This is a genomic window from Anoxybacillus kestanbolensis, from assembly GCF_001996285.1.
Classification (GTDB): Bacteria; Bacillota; Bacilli; order Bacillales; family Anoxybacillaceae; genus Anoxybacillus; species Anoxybacillus kestanbolensis_A.
In genome coordinates this window covers 609,929-628,158 of record NZ_MQAD01000005.1, presented here as the reverse complement: position 1 = coordinate 628,158, position 18,230 = coordinate 609,929, and the positions used below count along the sequence as shown (strand labels likewise).

The 18,230-nt window shown below is 44.1% G+C and carries 17 protein-coding genes; 14 read left to right on the top strand and 3 right to left on the bottom strand.

The features are described from left to right. Position 1 precedes the first annotated feature (1 nt). The 7 genes from BO219_RS05580 to BO219_RS05550 all read left to right on the top strand — a co-directional run bounded on the left by BO219_RS05580 (position 2) and on the right by BO219_RS05550 (position 9,265). Entirely contained in the window at positions 2 to 985 is a 984-nt protein-coding gene (locus tag BO219_RS05580) for an alpha-ketoacid dehydrogenase subunit beta (protein ID WP_003394199.1), read from the top strand. 12 nt (positions 986 to 997) lie between these two features. Next, complete coding sequence (locus tag BO219_RS05575) at positions 998 to 2,296, top strand: dihydrolipoamide acetyltransferase family protein (protein WP_077428721.1); 1,299 nt, start codon at positions 998 to 1,000, stop codon at positions 2,294 to 2,296. Positions 2,297 to 2,451: 155 nt separating this feature from the next. After that, the gene (locus BO219_RS05570) at positions 2,452 to 4,434 is read left to right on the top strand and encodes a methylmalonyl-CoA mutase family protein (protein ID WP_077428720.1); all 1,983 of its coding nucleotides are present in this window, start codon (positions 2,452 to 2,454) and stop codon (positions 4,432 to 4,434) included. After that, complete coding sequence (gene scpA, locus BO219_RS05565) at positions 4,421 to 6,610, top strand: methylmalonyl-CoA mutase (RefSeq protein ID WP_077428719.1); 2,190 nt, start codon at positions 4,421 to 4,423, stop codon at positions 6,608 to 6,610. Before BO219_RS05570 ends, scpA begins: the two co-directional genes overlap by 14 nt. After that, on the top strand, positions 6,607 to 7,707 hold the full coding sequence (gene meaB, locus BO219_RS05560) for a methylmalonyl Co-A mutase-associated GTPase MeaB (protein WP_077428718.1): 1,101 nt from the start codon (positions 6,607 to 6,609) through the stop codon (positions 7,705 to 7,707). Before scpA ends, meaB begins: the two co-directional genes overlap by 4 nt. A 58-nt stretch (positions 7,708 to 7,765) precedes the next feature. Further along, on the top strand, positions 7,766 to 8,710 hold the full coding sequence (locus tag BO219_RS05555; RefSeq protein WP_226373779.1) for an aromatic acid exporter family protein: 945 nt from the start codon (positions 7,766 to 7,768) through the stop codon (positions 8,708 to 8,710). A 51-nt stretch (positions 8,711 to 8,761) separates the two neighbouring features. Continuing rightward, positions 8,762 to 9,265 carry a L,D-transpeptidase gene (locus tag BO219_RS05550; protein ID WP_077428717.1) on the top strand — a complete coding sequence of 168 codons (504 nt, stop codon included), beginning with the start codon at positions 8,762 to 8,764 and terminating at the stop codon, positions 9,263 to 9,265. Positions 9,266 to 9,295: 30 nt separating this feature from the next. Here the strand turns inward: BO219_RS05550 and prli42 are convergent, their stop codons facing one another. Next, positions 9,296 to 9,391 (bottom strand): stressosome-associated protein Prli42, encoded by a 96-nt coding sequence (gene prli42, locus BO219_RS14545; protein WP_009373849.1) that lies wholly within the window; start codon positions 9,389 to 9,391, stop codon positions 9,296 to 9,298. A gap of 141 nt (positions 9,392 to 9,532) precedes the next feature. Between prli42 and mce the strand changes: the two genes are divergently transcribed. From mce to gndA, 5 genes are all read left to right on the top strand, one after another. After that, positions 9,533 to 9,946: a methylmalonyl-CoA epimerase gene (gene mce, locus BO219_RS05545; protein WP_077428716.1), complete on the top strand. Its 414-nt coding sequence runs from the start codon at positions 9,533 to 9,535 to the stop codon at positions 9,944 to 9,946. Further along, positions 9,943 to 11,493, top strand: coding sequence for an acyl-CoA carboxylase subunit beta (locus tag BO219_RS05540; protein WP_077428715.1), 1,551 nt, complete (start codon positions 9,943 to 9,945; stop codon positions 11,491 to 11,493). Before mce ends, BO219_RS05540 begins: the two co-directional genes overlap by 4 nt. 117 nt (positions 11,494 to 11,610) lie before the next feature. After that, a complete protein-coding gene (locus BO219_RS05535) occupies positions 11,611 to 12,735 on the top strand; it encodes a tripeptidase T (protein WP_077428714.1) in 1,125 nt (374 codons plus the stop codon). Positions 12,736 to 12,739: 4 nt separating this feature from the next. Continuing rightward, complete coding sequence (locus BO219_RS05530) at positions 12,740 to 13,207, top strand: chemotaxis protein CheW (RefSeq protein WP_077428713.1); 468 nt, start codon at positions 12,740 to 12,742, stop codon at positions 13,205 to 13,207. Between the two features lie 64 nt (positions 13,208 to 13,271). Further along, on the top strand, positions 13,272 to 14,681 hold the full coding sequence (gndA, locus tag BO219_RS05525) for an NADP-dependent phosphogluconate dehydrogenase (protein WP_077428712.1): 1,410 nt from the start codon (positions 13,272 to 13,274) through the stop codon (positions 14,679 to 14,681). Positions 14,682 to 14,718: 37 nt separating this feature from the next. On the opposite strand, the gene BO219_RS05520 is transcribed toward gndA, so the two are convergent. Both BO219_RS05520 and zwf read right to left on the bottom strand, forming a co-directional pair. Next, positions 14,719 to 15,330 carry a cyclase family protein gene (locus tag BO219_RS05520; protein WP_077428711.1) on the bottom strand — a complete coding sequence of 204 codons (612 nt, stop codon included), beginning with the start codon at positions 15,328 to 15,330 and terminating at the stop codon, positions 14,719 to 14,721. Between the two features lie 13 nt (positions 15,331 to 15,343). Further along, positions 15,344 to 16,831: a glucose-6-phosphate dehydrogenase gene (gene zwf, locus BO219_RS05515; RefSeq protein ID WP_077428710.1), complete on the bottom strand. Its 1,488-nt coding sequence runs from the start codon at positions 16,829 to 16,831 to the stop codon at positions 15,344 to 15,346. Positions 16,832 to 16,950: 119 nt separating this feature from the next. Between zwf and rnz the strand changes: the two genes are divergently transcribed. Then, complete coding sequence (gene rnz, locus BO219_RS05510) at positions 16,951 to 17,889, top strand: ribonuclease Z (protein WP_077428709.1); 939 nt, start codon at positions 16,951 to 16,953, stop codon at positions 17,887 to 17,889. After that, the gene (locus BO219_RS05505) at positions 17,886 to 18,203 is read left to right on the top strand and encodes a CHY zinc finger protein (RefSeq protein WP_077428708.1); all 318 of its coding nucleotides are present in this window, start codon (positions 17,886 to 17,888) and stop codon (positions 18,201 to 18,203) included. The genes rnz and BO219_RS05505 overlap by 4 nt, the downstream gene beginning before the upstream one ends. Positions 18,204 to 18,230: the final 27 nt, after the last annotated feature.

Here is an 18,230-nt window from a genome sequence, read left to right as displayed (position 1 = left end):
TATGCCTGTCATTTCATATATCGATGCCGTTACGATGGCGATTCGCGAAGAAATGGAACGTGACCCACGCGTATTCGTACTCGGGGAAGACGTTGGGAAAAAGGGGGGCGTATTTAAAGCAACGCAAGGGCTTTACGATCAATTTGGTGAAGAACGCGTCATTGATACGCCGCTAGCGGAATCTGCAATTGTTGGCGTCGGCATTGGCGCCGCGATGTACGGATTGCGTCCAATTGCAGAAATTCAATTTGCGGACTTTATTATGCCTGCTGTAAACCAAATTATTTCTGAAGCAGCGCGCATTCGTTATCGCTCTAATAACGATTGGAACTGTCCGATTGTCATTCGTGCCCCATATGGCGGTGGGGTTCATGGAGCATTATACCATTCACAATCGGTCGAAGCGATTTTTGCAAATCAGCCGGGGTTAAAAATTGTTATGCCATCTACACCATACGACGTAAAAGGATTATTAAAAGCGGCCATTCGTGACGAAGACCCTGTGCTGTTCTTTGAACATAAACGAGCGTATCGTCTCATTAAAGGGGAAGTACCAACGGATGATTATGTATTACCGATTGGTAAAGCGGATGTAAAACGCGAAGGAGAAGATATTACAGTTATTACGTACGGTTTATGTGTTCATTTCGCATTACAAGCTGCTGAAAAATTAGCGCAAGAAGGCATTTCTGCTCACATTTTAGATTTACGTACTGTATATCCGCTTGATAAAGAAGCGATCATTGAAGCAGCAAGCAAAACAGGAAAAGTATTGCTTGTGACAGAAGACAATAAAGAGGGAAGCGTCATGAGCGAAGTCGCTGCCATTATTGCAGAACATTGTTTATTTGATTTAGATGCTCCAATTATGCGACTTGCTGGTCCAGACGTTCCAGCGATGCCATATGCGCCAACGATGGAAAAATTCTTTATGGTCAACCCAGATAAAGTCGAAAAGGCAATGCGCGAATTGGCGCAGTTTTAAGGAGGAGTTACGATGGCGATTGAGAAAATTACGATGCCACAGCTTGGTGAAAGCGTAACGGAAGGAACGATTAGCCAATGGCTCGTATCTGTTGGCGATCGCGTCAATAAATACGATCCGCTCGCTGAAGTGATGACAGATAAGGTGAATGCGGAAATTCCTTCTTCATTTGCAGGAGTCATTAAGGAAATTATCGCAAAAGAAGGAGAAACATTGCCTGTTGGCGCTGTCATTTGTACGATTGAAACTGAAGGAGAAGGACAAGTAGAAGAAAAACCAACGAATAACCAGAAAGAATTGACGGTAACGAACGAACAAACGAATAAACAAACGGTGAAAAAACAAACTAGTGAGCGAGGACGTTATTCTCCAGCTGTTCTTCGTCTCGCGCAAGAACATAACATTGATTTAACGCAAGTGACAGGAACGGGCATGGGCGGACGCATTACGCGCAAAGATTTACTCAAATTAATTGAGTCTGGTAACGTACCGAAAGCGGATGCGCCAAAACAAGCCGTCGAGCCGATCCAACAAGTAGAAGTATCGAAACAGGAAGTCGCACCAAAAGTGGAATTACCAAAACAGCAAGCACCGAGCGTTTCTGTGCAAGCGGGCGACATCGAAATTCCTGTCACACCAGTGCGTAAAGCCATTGCGACAAACATGCTTCGCAGTAAACATGAAGCACCGCACGCATGGACGATGGTTGAAGTCGATGTGACGAACTTAGTTGCTTATCGCGATTCGATTAAAGACGAATTTAAAAAGCGCGAAGGGTTTAACTTAACGTATTTTGCGTTTTTTGTAAAAGCGGTGGCTCAAGCGTTAAAAGAATTCCCACAAATGAACTCGATGTGGGCAGGAGACAAAATTGTTCAAAAGAAAGATATTAACATTTCAATTGCCGTAGCGACAGATGACGCGCTTTTTGTCCCAGTTATTAAACATGCGGATGAAAAATCGATTAAAGGGATTGCACGTGAGATTGCGGAATTAGCCGCAAAAGTGCGCGCAGGCAAGCTCCGTCCGGAAGATATGCAAGGTGGTACGTTTACGGTTAACAATACAGGTTCGTTTGGCTCCGTTCAATCCATGGGAATCATCAACTATCCACAAGCGGCGATTTTACAAGTGGAATCGATCGTGAAACGACCTGTTGTAAAAGACGGCATGATTGCTGTTCGCGATATGGTTAACCTTTGCTTATCGCTAGATCATCGCGTGCTCGATGGCTTAATTTGCGGCCGCTTTTTAGCGCGTGTGAAAGACATTTTAGAACATGTGACAAAAGAAAACACACCAATTTATTAATGATGATGAGGAGGGTAACGAGCTGTTATCCTCTTCTTCTTATTATGATTTCTCTTTTCTTCCTTTCATCTATGTACTACAATAAAAAATGTAACGAATATTTTCAAAAATATGAAAAGAAAGCGTTTTAACAACAAAGGGGATGAGGTGTCACGATGAAACAAATATCGTTTCCGATTCCAAGCTATGACGAATGGAAACAAGAAGTGGAGAAATCGTTAAAAGGAAAACCGTTTGATCGATTATATGCCACAACATACGAGCAAATTCAATTAAAACCGATTTATACACGCGCTGATTTAGAGGGGTTGCCTATCGAACAATATCCAGGTTTTCCTTCATATGTGCGCGGAACAGAAGTAGAAGGGTATATAAAAAAATCGTGGGAAGTCAGTCAACAGTGCGAGGCTTCGACACCTGAACGATGGAACGAGCTCATTCAAAAACAGTTAGAACGTGGACAGACGGAAATTCACGTTGTGCTACCCAAGTTGGGCTTTTTTATCGAAACGATCGAACAAATCAAAACGATGTTTTCTAACGTTTCTTTAGCCAATTACTCACTTCGTATCGATACGGGCGTAAGTTCTTTACCCTTTTTTCCTCTTTTTGTGACATACCTTGAGGAAAATGGACAGTCACTTCATGAGGTGCATGGAACGATCGGAATGGATCCGCTTGGCACTCTTACGGTAGCAGGAGAGCTCCCGCTTCCGCTTGCTACTTTATATGACGTGATGGCCGATGTGACAAAATGGGCGAAAACACATATGCCACACGTGAAAACAATAACGATACATGCCGATCCATATCATAACGGTGGAGGGCATGTCATTCAACAGCTAGCGTTTGCTTTTGCGACAGCGGTAGAGTATATAAATGAATGTCTCGAACGAGGGTTGACGATTGATGACATAGCAAAACGTATTGATTTTTCTTTTCCAGTCGGTTCACATTTCTTCATGGAAATTGCGAAGCTGCGTGCTGCGAGGCTCATTTGGACAAACATTGTGCAAGCGTACGGTGGAAGCGAACAGGCGCAAAAACTATCCATTCATGCGCGCACATCGTATTTTACGAAAACGATATATGACCCATATGTGAATATGCTTCGCGCAACGACAGAAGCGTTCGCAGCGATCGTCGGTGGGGCAAATAGCCTTCACGTTTCCCCGTTTAACGAACCGTTTGCAACTGAAGATGAATTTGCAGCGCGCATCGCTAGAAACACACAACTTATTTTGTTAGAAGAAGCCCATATCGGAAAAGTGATCGATCCAGCTGGCGGATCGTATTATGTAGAAACGTTGACAGCACAAATAGCAGAAGAAGCTTGGAAATTATTTCAACAGATCGAAGCGCAAGGCGGGATGACAAAAGCACTTCAATGTGGATTTGTGCAAAAGGAAATTGAAAACATAGCAAAACAACGCGAACAATATGTGAAAGCAAGAAAAGAAAAAATTGTTGGAACGAACGTGTATGCTAACATAGCTGAAGCGCCGGCGCCAAAGCATGTACACGCCTCTCATGGAAATCATAATATATATGTAAACGTAAAAACAATGGAAGAAGCCCTTTCGCTTGCTAAACGTCGAGCGTTCGCTCAACATGTTATACGTGAAGAAGAACGCTCGGCGATTACCGTGACACCGATCCGCCAATGGCGTCTTTCCGAGCCGTTTGAGCGGCTTCGCCAAGCTTCTGAACGTCATATGGAAACAAACGGACAACGTCCAACGGTGCATCTTGTCAATCTCGGTTCGATTTCAAAACATAAAACACGCGCTGATTTTATCACAGGCTTTTTTGAAGCGGGTGGGTTTACGGTTGTAAAAAACGATGGGTATATGACGACAGAGGAAGCTGTGAACGGCATACTTGAAACAAACGGTATACATTATATTATTTGCGGAACGGATGATGATTATATACATGCAGTCCCAGCCATTACCCATCAAGTGAAAAAAGAAAAAAGCGATATTCGCATATATGTGGCAGGTAAGCCAGCACCAGACGTGGAGGCAACGTTTATACATGCGGGCGTGGACGGATTTATTCATCTCGGTTCCAACTGTTACGATACGCTGTTGGCGTTTATGAAAGACATGGGGGTGAACGTGAATGGGGAAAATTAATTTTGCCAATCGACCGTTGCAATATGGAAAACAAGTCGATGAACGAGCATGGAAACAAGCCGTTGAACAAAAAGTGCAAGCAACATTAGATGAGCTTGTCTTCCAAACAAACGAACAAATTACGCTTAAACCACTATATACAAAAAAAGATATTGAAGGCTTTGACTTTCTTGACTATATGCCGGGTATTCCACCATATTTACGCGGACCGTACCCATCCATGTACGTCAATCGTCCATGGACGATCCGTCAATACGCTGGTTTTTCTACTGCAGAGGAAAGCAATGCGTTTTATCGCCGCAATTTAGCGATGGGACAAAAGGGCTTGTCTGTTGCGTTTGACCTTGCTACCCACCGTGGTTACGATTCAGACCATCCGCGCGTTGTTGGCGATGTTGGCAAAGCAGGGGTCGCTATCGATTCCGTCCTCGATATGAAGACGTTATTTGATGGCATTCCGCTTGATCAAATGTCGGTATCGATGACGATGAACGGAGCGGTATTGCCAATTATGGCGTTTTACATCGTAACAGCTGAAGAACAAGGGGTAAAGCAAGAGCAGTTATCTGGCACGATCCAAAACGACATTTTAAAAGAATATATGGTGCGTAATACGTACATTTATCCCCCAGATATGTCTATGCGCATCATCGCCGACATTTTTGCGTATACGTCAAAACATATGCCGAAATTCAACAGCATCAGCATTTCAGGTTATCATATGCAAGAAGCAGGAGCACCAGCGGATATTGAACTCGCTTATACACTTGCTGACGGATTAGAGTACGTGCGCACAGGTTTAAAAGCAGGCATTGACATTGATTCATTTGCTCCACGCCTATCGTTTTTCTGGGCAATCGGCATGAACTATTTTATGGAAGTAGCGAAAATGCGGGCAGCGCGCATCATTTGGGCAAAAATGATGAAGACGTTTCATCCGAAAAATCCAAAATCGCTTGCTCTTCGTACACATTCGCAAACATCAGGATGGAGCTTAACGGAACAAGATCCGTTTAACAACGTCGTACGGACATGTTTAGAAGCGCATGCTGCAGCGATGGGACATACGCAGTCGCTTCATACGAATGCACTTGATGAGGCGATTGCATTGCCGACTGACTTTTCCGCCCGCATCGCGCGCAATACACAGCTTTATTTACAAGAAGAAACAGGCATTTGCCAAGTCATTGACCCATGGGCAGGCTCGTATTATGTGGAAACGTTAACGAACGAATTAATGAAGCGTGCGTGGGCACACATCGAAGAAATCGAAAATCTTGGAGGGATGGCGAAAGCGATTGAAACAGGGTTACCAAAAATGCGCATCGAGGAAGCAGCAGCAAGACGGCAAGCCAAAATTGATTCTGGTGCGGAGACGATTATCGGTGTGAATAAATATCGTCCAGAAAAAGAAGAGCCGATCGATATTTTAGAAGTCGATAATACGGCTGTGCGCATGCGACAAATCGAAAAATTAAAACAGTTGCGTGCGTCTCGGGATGAAGCGCGTGTGCAACAAACGTTGCAAGCGATTACGAAAGCGGCAGAAACAGGCGAAGGGAACTTGCTCGAGTTAGCGGTTGAAGCCGCGCGCGCTCGTGCGACGTTAGGTGAAATTTCAGACGCCATTGAAAAAGTGGCAGGTAGACATAAAGCGGTCATTCGTTCCGTTAGCGGTGTATATAGCGCAGAGTTTACGAACGAAGAAGAAATTGTACGTGTGAAAAAAATGACGGACGAATTTTACGAGTTAGAAGGAAGGAGACCGCGCATTTTGATTGCAAAAATGGGACAAGATGGACACGACCGCGGAGCAAAAGTGATCGCCACCGCATTTGCGGATTTAGGTTTTGACGTTGATATCGGTCCGCTCTTTCAAACACCAGAAGAGACAGCGCGGCAAGCGGTTGAAAACGATGTTCACGTCGTTGGGATGAGCTCGCTCGCTGCTGGACATAAAACGTTACTGCCACAGCTTGTGGAAGAGTTACGCAAACTAGGGCGAGAAGATATTATTGTTGTCGTTGGTGGCGTCATCCCACCACAAGATTACGAATTTTTATATGAACATGGTGCAGCGGCTATTTTTGGACCAGGTACGATCATCCCGGTCGCAGCTCAAAAAGTGTTGCACGAAATTTATCGACGACTCGGTTACGAGGAAGTGAGCGAATGAGTGAGGAGCGAACATCTCGACCAGAATGGGTGGATGACCACAATATGTTTGCAACGTCGTACGTGAAAGGAAACGATCGTGTTCAGCCGACAAAAGAAAGACGATGGGTAAAAAGAAAAGAGCTTTCGATTGAAGAATATGTCGCAGGTGTATTAAATAATAATCGCACCATTTTAGCACAAGCGATTACACTTATTGAAAGCAATGCAGCAAAACATACAGAAAAGGCACAGCGCATATTGCATGAGCTCCTTCCTTATGTAGGGCGTTCGGTTCGCATTGGCATTACTGGTGTTCCAGGTGCAGGCAAAAGTACATTCATTGAAGCATTCGGACAATTTTTATGCGATAAAGGTCATCGGGTTGCGGTATTAGCGATCGATCCGAGCAGCTCGCTCACAGGTGGAAGCATTCTTGGCGATAAAACGCGCATGGAATATTTAGCTCGTCATCCGCGTGCGTTTATTCGTCCTTCTCCATCGGGTGGCACGCTCGGGGGAGTGCATCGGAAAACACGTGAGACGATGTTGCTTTGTGAAGCAGCGGGATATGATATTATTCTCGTGGAAACGGTCGGTGTTGGTCAAAGTGAAGTGGCAGTACGCGGCATGGTTGATTTTTTTCTATTGCTTGCGCTAACAGGCGCTGGTGATGAACTGCAAGGAATGAAAAAGGGGATGATGGAACTCGTCGATGCGATCGTTATTAATAAAGCAGACGGGGATAATAAACAGAAAGCAGAGTTGGCGAAAGAAGAATATAATCAAATTTTACATTATTTACGCCATGCCACGAAAGGATGGGAGACGAAAGCATATACTTGTTCTTCTCTCTATAAAGAAGGAATTGAACAAATTTGGGACGTGATCGAGCGCTTCGTCCGAACGACAAAACAATCGGGTGTATTTGAGGAGAGAAGAAGAGAACAGATGAAAGATTGGTTGCATGCGATGATTAAAGATTATTTACACATCCGCTTTTTTCATCATCCGGCTGTACAGCAACAATTGCCGAACATTGAACAACAGGTGATGGAAGGAAAACAGCCGGTCACAATGGCCGCACAGCAATTGATTCGCTTATACGAACAAACGTAAAGGTGTCCGTTATGGGCACCTTTTATTGTTGAATATGTTATAATGAGGGCGGAGTGTGATGTTTGTGTTAAAAATTGGTTATCGAACAGTGAAGACAGCCATTGGAACGGCGGGTGCCATTGCACTTGCTCAATCGTTACGTCTTGAAAATTTTGCTTCTGCTGGTATTATTACGTTACTTTGCATTCAAGTGACGAAAAAAAAGTCATTGCAAACAGCGCGCGCTCGCTTTGTTGCTGGTTTAGTTGGCTTATTGTTTTCATTTTTCTTTTTTGAAGGACTTCGCTATCATCCGCTTTCGATCGGTTTATTGCTGCTGTTTTTCATTCCAACGACTGTTGCCTTGAAAGTGACCGAAGGGATTGCGACAAGCGCAGTCATTATTTTACACGTATACATGGCGAAAGCGATGACGTGGTCTCTCGTATATAACGAAGTGATGTTAATGATCATCGGGATCGGTATCGCTTTACTTGTCAATATGTACATGCCAAGCGTGGAAAAAGATTTAAAAGAATATCAACGGATTGTAGAAGATTTATTTCGCATCATTTTTAAAGAAATTGTTCATTATTTACGGACGAACGAAAGCTTGTGGGATGGGAAAGAAATTGCGCTAGCGAGCGATACGTTAAAGCGAGCAAAAGCGCTTGCGTTACAAAACATTGAAAACCATTTTTTACGCAATGAAGATTATTATTATCGATATTTTCGTATGCGTGAACGACAATTTGAAATTATTGAACGCATGCTGCCGCTCATCAGCTCGATGACATACACAGTTGAGCAACGAAATATGATTGCCGATTTTATTGATGAATTAAGCGATGCGATTCACCCGGGAAATACAGCAGACCGTTTTATTCGACAACTTGAGGAGATGAAAAAGCAGTTCCAACAAATGCCTTTGCCAAAAACGCGCGAGGAATTTGAAGAGCGAGCTGCTCTTTTGCATTTTGTAAAAGAGATGGAGCAATATTTAATCATTAAAAGTCAGTTATAACGGTATGATCGCTCTTTTTTGATGCACAATAATGAAAAAAAGGGTGAGATCATGCCGCTTTTGTTTGCTTTCTTTCTTTTTCTTTCACCGCTTTGGCCGCTTGGAGATAATCCGCGCGTGGGCGATCCGATGATTATTGTCAATAAACAAACGAACCAACTTGCTTTTATTCGCCATGGGAAAATTGAACGCATATATCGAGTGGCGACAGGAAAGATGAATGCGCTCACACCAGAAGGATTATTTACGGTTACGGTAAAGGCGGTAAATCCGTACTATCGAAAAAAAAACATTCCAGGAGGGGCACCGAATAACCCGCTTGGTACGAGATGGATCGGATTTGATGCACGTGGAACGGACGGTCGAACGTACGGCATTCATGGAACGAATCGACCCGAATCGATTGGACGTTATATAACAGAAGGATGCGTACGCATGCATAATCGCGATGTCGAAGCGCTATATCCGAACGTGCCATTAGGAACGAAAGTAGCGATCGTAAAAACGAACGAATCATTTCATCAGCTCGGGAAAAAGTACGGGGCGCTTAAATAGAACAAGCTGGCCGAATACGGTCAGCTTGTTCTATATCCACATGCTTAATCCAGCAAGCAAAGATGTTAACAGCATCGAACCGAGCATTAAATAAACAACAATTTTTTGCACTTTTTTTGAATGCATCATCTTCACCTCTTCTTCCTATTGTACAAACATGCTGTTCGGCAAACAAGCAGGAAAAATGCAAAAAAAGAAGGAAAAAAGAAAAAAGGTGTCGAAATACATACACGGTTTGCAGCCGAGAACAACAAAGGGGTTGGGGTAATGGAAGTAAAAAAAGTCGATCATATTGGTATTGCTGTGAAATCATTAGATGAGGCGCTTCCGTTTTATACGGATACGCTCGGCTTATCGTGCGTTGGCATTGAAACGGTCGAATCAGAGCAGGTGAGGGTAGCATTTTTAAAAGTCGGCGATGTAAAAATTGAACTGCTTGAGCCGCTTTCTGAACATAGCCCAATTGCTTCTTTTATTGAAAAAAGAGGCGAAGGGATTCATCATGTCGCGCTTGGCGTAGATGATATTGAACTGCGCATTCAGGAGTTAAAAAATAATGGTGTTCGTATGATTCATGAGCAACCGAAACGCGGTGCAGGCGGTGCACGGATCGCTTTTATGCATCCGAAATCAGCGCACGGCGTGTTGTATGAGCTTTGTGAACGGGGCGGTGGGCAATGATGGATATGTACGATAAAATTAACGAGTTATATGACCGCCGACGCGAAACTGAATTAGGTGGCGGTGACGATAAAATTGCTAAACAACATGAAAAAGGGAAATTAACAGCGAGGGAGCGTATTGATCTTTTATTGGATGAAGGGACGTTCGTCGAGTTAAACCCGTTTATTGAACATCGTTGCACCGATTTTGGATTAGCAGGGAAAAAAGGTCCGGGTGACGGAGTTGTCACAGGATACGGGAAAATCGACGGTCGAACAGTGTTCGTATTTTCACAAGATTTTACTGTATTCGGTGGCGCGCTTGGGGAAATGCACGCGAAAAAAATTGCGAATATTATGGACTTAGCAGCAAAAACAGGTGTACCAATCGTTGGTTTAAATGATTCCGGTGGTGCCCGCATTCAAGAAGGAGTATTGTCCCTCGATGGCTACGGCCATATTTTTTACCGTAATTCCATCTATTCTGGCGTCATTCCGCAAATTTCAGTCATTATGGGCCCATGTGCGGGTGGTGCTGTCTATTCACCTGCCATTACCGATTTTGTTTTTATGGTCGAAAAAACGAGCCAAATGTTTATTACTGGACCGAAAGTGATTGAAACGGTGACAGGAGAAAAAATTAGTGCGGAAGATTTAGGTGGTGCCCGCGTTCATAACACAATTAGCGGAAACGCTCATTTTTCAGGAGCGACAGAAGAAGACGTGCTTGCCCAAGTACGACGGCTGTTAAGCTATTTGCCAGCAAACTGCCAAGAAAAGCCACCGATCAAGCCTGTTGCCAATGAAGATGACTACCGTCCTGATTTAGCGGATGCGATTCCAATTGACGCGGTCAGACCGTACGATGTGCGCAACGTTGTGCTACAAGTCGTTGACGAAGGATCGTTTATGGAAGTGCAAAAGGATTTTGCGAAAAACATTGTCATTGGCTTTGCTCGCATCAAAGGAGAAGTTGTCGGACTTGTATGCAACCAGCCGAAGTTTATGGCGGGAGGACTAGATATTGACTCATCGGATAAAGCAGCCCGCTTTATTCGTTTTTGCGACTCGTTTAACATTCCGATTATTACGTTTGAAGACGTGACAGGCTTTTTCCCGGGAGTCAAACAAGAGCATGGGGGTATCATTCGCCATGGGGCGAAAATTTTATATGCGTATTCGGAAGCGACCGTGCCGAAAATAACGGTCATTTTACGGAAAGCATACGGTGGGGCATATGTTGCATTAAACAGTAAATCGATCGGAGCGGATGTCGTATACGCATGGCCAAATGCAGAAATTGCTGTTATGGGACCACAAGGGGCAGCGAACATTATTTTTGCAGGCGAAATCGAAAATAGCCCGAATCCAGAAGAAACAAGAGCGCAAAAAATTGAAGAATATCGCGATAAATTCGCCAACCCTTATGTTGCAGCGAAATACGGCATGGTTGATGATGTTATCGACCCACGTGACACGAGAATCAAGCTTATTCAAGCACTCGACATGCTTCGTCATAAGCAGGAAGAACGCCCGAAAAAGAAACATGGGAATATTCCGTTGTAAGTATATACCGCCAGTTGTTTGGCGGTATATGTTTTTCGAAAAATAATCGTACGATTTCGCAAACGATGTAAAAATCCGTTATACTTAAAGATGAGTACATACATAGGAGGAAGTATGATGGTCAATAAGCAGCGTCTAGTTGAAGAATTTTTAGAACTTGTACAAATTGATTCGGAAACGAAATATGAGCGCAACATTGCAAATGTGTTGAAAGCGAAATTTGAAGCGCTCGGTTTACACGTCATTGAGGATGATACGACAGCACAAACAGGGCATGGAGCAGGAAATTTAATTTGCACATTGCCTGCGACAAAGGAAGGGGTCGATCCGATTTACTTTACATCACACATGGATACGGTTGTGCCAGGCAAAGGGGTCAAGCCGTCGATTCAAGATGGATATATTGTGACAGATGGGACAACGATTTTAGGAGCGGACGATAAAGCAGGGCTTGCCGCCATGTTTGAAGCGATCCGAGTGTTAAAAGAAAAACAAATCGCGCATGGGACGATTCAATTTATTATTACTGTCGGTGAAGAATCGGGGCTCGTTGGAGCGAAGGCGCTCGATCCATCGCTCATTCAAGCGAAATTTGGATATGCGTTAGATAGTGATGGAAAAGTTGGACAAATTATCGTTGCTGCTCCGACGCAAGCAAAGTTGAAAGTGACTGTTCACGGAAAGACGGCTCATGCGGGTGTCGCTCCAGAGCGTGGTGTATCAGCCATTACGATCGCCGCAAAAGCAATTGCGCAAATGCCGCTTGGGCGCATTGACGAAGAAACAACCGCAAACATCGGCCGTTTTGAAGGGGGAACGCAGACGAATATCGTTTGCGATCGCGTCGATATTTTAGCGGAGGCACGTTCCCTTGTGCCAGAAAAAATGGAAGCACAAGTCGCAAAAATGAAAGAAGCGTTTGAGCGTGTGGCAGAACAAATGGGTGGTCGTGCAGATGTTCATGTGGAAGTGATGTATCCAGGATTTAAATTTGGTGACGGAGATCATGTTGTTGAAGTGGCAAAACGAGCGGCTGAAAAAATTGGGCGTCCACATGAGTTGTTGCGCAGCGGCGGCGGTAGCGATGCGAACGTCATTGCAGGATTCGGCATTCCAACGGTCAATTTAGCGATCGGTTATGAAGATATTCATACAACAAATGAACGGATGCCAATTGAAGAACTTGTTAAAACAACGGAAATGGTCATTGCGATTATTGAGGAAGTGGCTGCAAGGGGGTGAAACGATGCATAAAGTCGTCGTTTTTCAACTATGTAATGAGCAATACGCCATTCCGGTTGAACATGTTGTTTCCATCGAAAAAATGAGCCATCCGACGCTCATCCCGAGCATGCCTTCGTATATGCTTGGCGTTGTGCGCATTCGCGGTGAACTTGTTCCCGTGCTTGATACGTCGCAAATTTTATATCGCCGTCCGTATGCAGAAACAGAAAAAACGCGGCTTGTCGTCGTACATACGGGCGATTTACATGTCGCGTTCATCGTAGACGATGCAAAAGAGATTATTGATATTCCACCACATATGATGAAGCAAGTGAATATGCTTGCTTATCAACAGACGCCATATTTCATCGGGATTGCCAACTTGCCTGATCGGCTCATTACTGTTATCGATCCGACGATATTGTTTGACAATTTAGAAGGAGCAAGCTCAATTAAAGAACATATGAGGAATGAGAAACAGAACACTTGAACGAGAAAAGAAGATTATGGTATGTTCTTTGTTGAACAAACAAAAATAGAAAGGAACGTTTACTATGGCGAAACAACAAATTGGTGTGATCGGTTTAGCGGTCATGGGAAAAAACTTGGCGCTTAATATTGAGAGCCGCGGATATTCGGTAGCCGTATATAACCGTTCGCGTGAAAAAACAGACGAGTTTTTACAAGAAGCGGAAGGAAAAAACATCGTCGGTACATATAGCATCGAACAGTTTGTTAACGCACTTGAAAAACCGCGCAAAATTTTATTAATGGTAAAAGCAGGAGCGGCAACAGACGCAACGATTGAACAATTAAAGCCGTATTTAGAAAAAGGCGATATCGTCATCGATGGCGGCAATACGTATTTTAAAGATACACAACGTCGCAATAAAGAACTTGCGGAACTCGGCATTCATTTTATCGGGACAGGCGTTTCCGGCGGAGAAGAAGGGGCGCTGAAAGGTCCTTCCATCATGCCGGGCGGACAAAAAGAAGCGCACGAACTCGTTCGTCCGATTTTTGAAGCGATCGCGGCAAAAGTCGATGGAGAGCCGTGCACGACGTACATCGGTCCAGACGGTGCGGGCCATTACGTAAAAATGGTGCATAACGGCATCGAATACGGCGATATGCAATTAATTGCCGAAGCGTACTTTTTATTAAAACATGTGCTCGGCTTAAACGCACAAGAGCTTCATGAAGTGTTTGCCGAGTGGAATAAAGGGGAATTAGACAGCTATTTAATCGAAATTACGGCAGATATTTTCACGAAAATTGATGAAGAAACAGGCAAGCCGCTTGTCGATGTCATTTTAGACAAAGCAGGGCAAAAAGGAACAGGGAAATGGACGAGCCAAAACGCGCTCGATTTAGGCGTTCCGCTTCCGATTATTACGGAATCGGTATTTGCTCGCTTCATTTCGGCAATGAAAGAAGAGCGCGTCAAAGCAAGCAAGCTATTAGCTGGTCCTGCCGTGAAACCGTATGAAGGAGATCGTGCGCACTTTATTGAAGCGGTACGACGCGCGCTTTACATGAGCAAAATTTGCTCGTACGCCCAAGGCTTTGCGCAAATGAAAGCCGCATCTGAAGAGTACAACTGGAATTTGCAATACGGTAATATCGCGATGATTTTCCGCGGCGGCTGCATTATTCGTGCACAATTTTTACAAAAAATTAAAGAAGCGTACGACCGTGATCCAGCGTTGCCAAACTTATTGCTTGACCCATACTTTAAAGACATCGTCGAAAACTATCAACAATCGCTCCGTGAAATCGTCGCAACAGCAGCGATGCGCGGCATCCCGGTTCCGGCATTTGCCAGCGCTTTAGCATACTACGACAGCTACCGGATGGAAACATTGCCAGCGAACCTTATCCAAGCACAGCGCGACTACTTCGGTGCGCACACATACGAACGCATCGACAAAGAAGGCATTTTCCATACGGAATGGTTGAAATAAACGAACCCCCTAGGGCAAATGGCTCTAGGGGGATTGTTTATTGTTCAAACAACAATACACGCGCTGGAGCAGCGTCGGTGCCGACGAGTTTAAGCGGAGCGGCAACCATCCAATATTCGCCTGCTGGAACGTCTTTTAGCCGAAGTCCTTCGATCACGATAATACCGTGACCGAACAACGTTTTATGCGTTGGGTGTCCCGCTTGGTTGCGTTCGACACCGAGGGCATCAATGCCGACGCCGCGAATGCGTTTTTCTGCTAAATATGCCGCTGCATCTTCAGCAACGTAAATAAATTCAAAGTTAAAAGCGTCGTCGAACGAGTTTTTCGTTTTGAATAAGATAAAATCGTTCTCTTGAATGTCAAAATGAATGAGATCTTCTTTTGTAATTCGATCATCGACGTTTGTGACGTCTAATACTTTGCAGTAGCCGACAAGTTTTTCAAGCGGGATCGTTTCGAACGTTTCACCGTCTTTTACCATATGAAGCGGTGCGTCAATATGCGTACCTGTATGCACATCCATATCAATACGCGATTCGGTGACGTAATCGTTCGTGACGGTTGTTAGTTTCGGTTGTTTTTCCGGTTTATTTTTATACACAGGCATCCCTTCAAAAATTGGAGCGGTGACATCGTACATTTTCATGTTTCGTTCCTCCTTATATTGTTCCATTTAATGGCCACCAGTGGAAGCCGTCTTTTTGCAATAGTTCATCCGCTTTTTTCGGCCCCATCGATCCAGCTTCATAGTTCGGGAAGTCCACCGCTTTCGTATTTGCCCATACTTCAGAAATTGGGTCGACAAAGCTCCAAGAAGCAGCGACTTCGTCCCAGTGTGTAAAGTTTGTCGCATCGCCGCGCATGCAGTCGTATAACAATTTCTCATACGCTTCCGGCGTGTTAATGCCGTCGATGCAGTTGTTGCAGTAATCGAGCTTAATTGGTGTCGTTTTCATGCTTTCGCCGCTTTTTTTCGCGTTCAAGTGAAGGGTGATGCCTTCATCAGGTTGAATATGAATAACAAGTAAATTTGGATGAACGTGCTCGCTTGTGCGATAATATAAATTCATCGGCACATCTTTAAATTGCACAACAATTTTTGTTGATTTTTCTGTCATTCGTTTTCCTGTTCGTATGTAAAACGGCACACCTGCCCAGCGGAAGTTGTCGATCATTAGTTTCCCTGCAACAAATGTTTCCGTATTGGAGTTTGGATCGACACTATGTTCTTCACGATACCCGACGACCTGTTGTCCGCGCACGATACCACGCCCGTATTGTCCACGCACGAAATATGTTTCTACGTCATCGTGCGTCATCGGACGAAGCGCACGAAGCACTTTTACTTTTTCGCTACGAATATCGTCTGTCGTTAGCTTAATTGGCGGTTCCATCGCCAAAAGGGCAACCATTTGCAACATATGGTTTTGTACCATATCGCGAAGCGCGCCGGAATGGTCGTAGTAACGACCGCGATCTTCCACTCCAAGCGTTTCGCTTGATGTAATTTGAATATTAGCAATAAAGCGGTTGTTCCAAAGCGGCTCGAAAATGGCGTTCGCAAAGCGAATGACTTCGATGTTTTGCACCATTTCTTTGCCGAGATAATGGTCAATTCGGAAAATTTGCTCCTCCGAAAACGATTGGCGAATTTCTTCATTTAATCTTTGTGCACTTTGTAAATCGTGACCGAACGGTTTTTCAATGACTAATCGCGTCCATCCGTTTGTGGCCGTCAGCCCCTCGGATTTCAAGTGCGATGTAATCGTTCCGAAAAACTCAGGCGCCATCGCCAAGTAAAAAATGCGGTTGCCTGGAATATGAAATTGTTCTTCCACACGAGTTAATAATTCATTTAATTGTTCATATGATTGCGTATTTGTTGCATCTAATGAATGATAGTAAAAATGAGAAATAAATTTGTCATCGATCAGTTCTTGTTTCGTTGCTTCCTCAATCGTTTCTCTTACATAGGAACGAAATGACTCGTCAGTATGTGGACGGCGGGCAACACCAACAACCGCAAACTGTTCAGCAAGCTTTCCTTTTTGATAAAGTTTATAAATAGATGGGAATAGTTTACGTTTTGCTAAGTCGCCAGTCGCACCAAAGATGACGATTGTCGCTTTTGGTTGTACGTCGTTCACGGACCATATACCTCACTTTTATTCATTTTTTGAAAGGTTCATGATAATGTAATTTTAGAGGTTTATTGTGGTAAACGCAAATGTTTTATCTAAATGAAAAAAAGAGAGGAGATTGTTGTGTGGAATTATTGTTTTTAGGGACGGGTTCTGGTGTCCCATCAAAAGGTAGAAACGTATCAGCCATTGCCCTTCAGTTGTTAGAAGAAAGAGGAGCGACGTGGCTATTTGATTGTGGAGAAGCAACACAGCATCAAATTTTACATACGTCTATCCGTCCAAGGCGCATTGAGCGCATTTTTATTACGCACTTACACGGCGATCATATTTTTGGTTTGCCGGGGTTGCTTGGAAGTCGCTCATTTCAAGGTGGAGAGACTCCTCTTTTTGTTTACGGTCCGGCTGGTATTCGTTCGTTTATCGAAACATCACTAACGGTAAGCGGTACGCGACTGAAATATGAGTTGTATATTGAAGAGTTTACAGAAGGAGTCATATTTGAAGATGAGCAGTTTATTGTTACAGCGAAATTGCTTGATCATGGTTTACCTTCATACGGTTTCCGAATTGTTGAAAAAGATTTACCGGGTACGTTGCTCGTTGACGAGTTGCGTGCCCTCGGGGTGAAGCCAGGTCCCATTTATCAACAAATTAAACGCGGAGAGCTTGTTACGTTAGACGATGGAACGGTGATTGATGGACGCAAATTTGTTGCCCCGCCAAAAAAAGGACGTATGATTGCGATTATGGGAGATACGCGTTATTGTGAGGCAAGTGTGGAACTTGCCGAAGGAGTGGACGTGCTCGTACATGAAGCAACGTTTAGTGCAAACGAAGCCCATTTAGCGCGAGATTACTATCATTCCACAACGGTGCAGGCGGCTGAGGTGGCGAAGCGGGCTGGGGCGAAGCAGCTTATTTTGACACATATTAGCTCGCGTTATCAAGGAAATATGTGTGATCAGCTCGTTGAAGAAGCGAAAACGATTTTTCCGAATGTCGCGCTTGCCTCTGATTTTTCATCATTTCCGATTATAAGAAAAGGGAATGATGAGAGATGATCGAAGTAAAAGGAAGCGTCATCGACAAACAGACGAGATGCGTACATTACCATAGTGAACGTGATGTCATTGCGATTAAGTTTTATTGTTGTCAAACGTATTTCCCGTGCGTGTACTGTCATGAAGAACATGGTTGTGGCAAGCATGCGGTATGGCCGAAAGAGCGTTTTTATGAAAAAGCGGTTTTATGTGGTGTTTGTCAAACGGAGCTGACGATTGAACAATATATGACAAGCAATTACCATTGCCCACATTGCAACGCGGCGTTTAATCCGGGATGTCAACTCCACGCACATTATTATTTTGAAGTATAAAAAGGATGTCCACGATGTGACATCCTT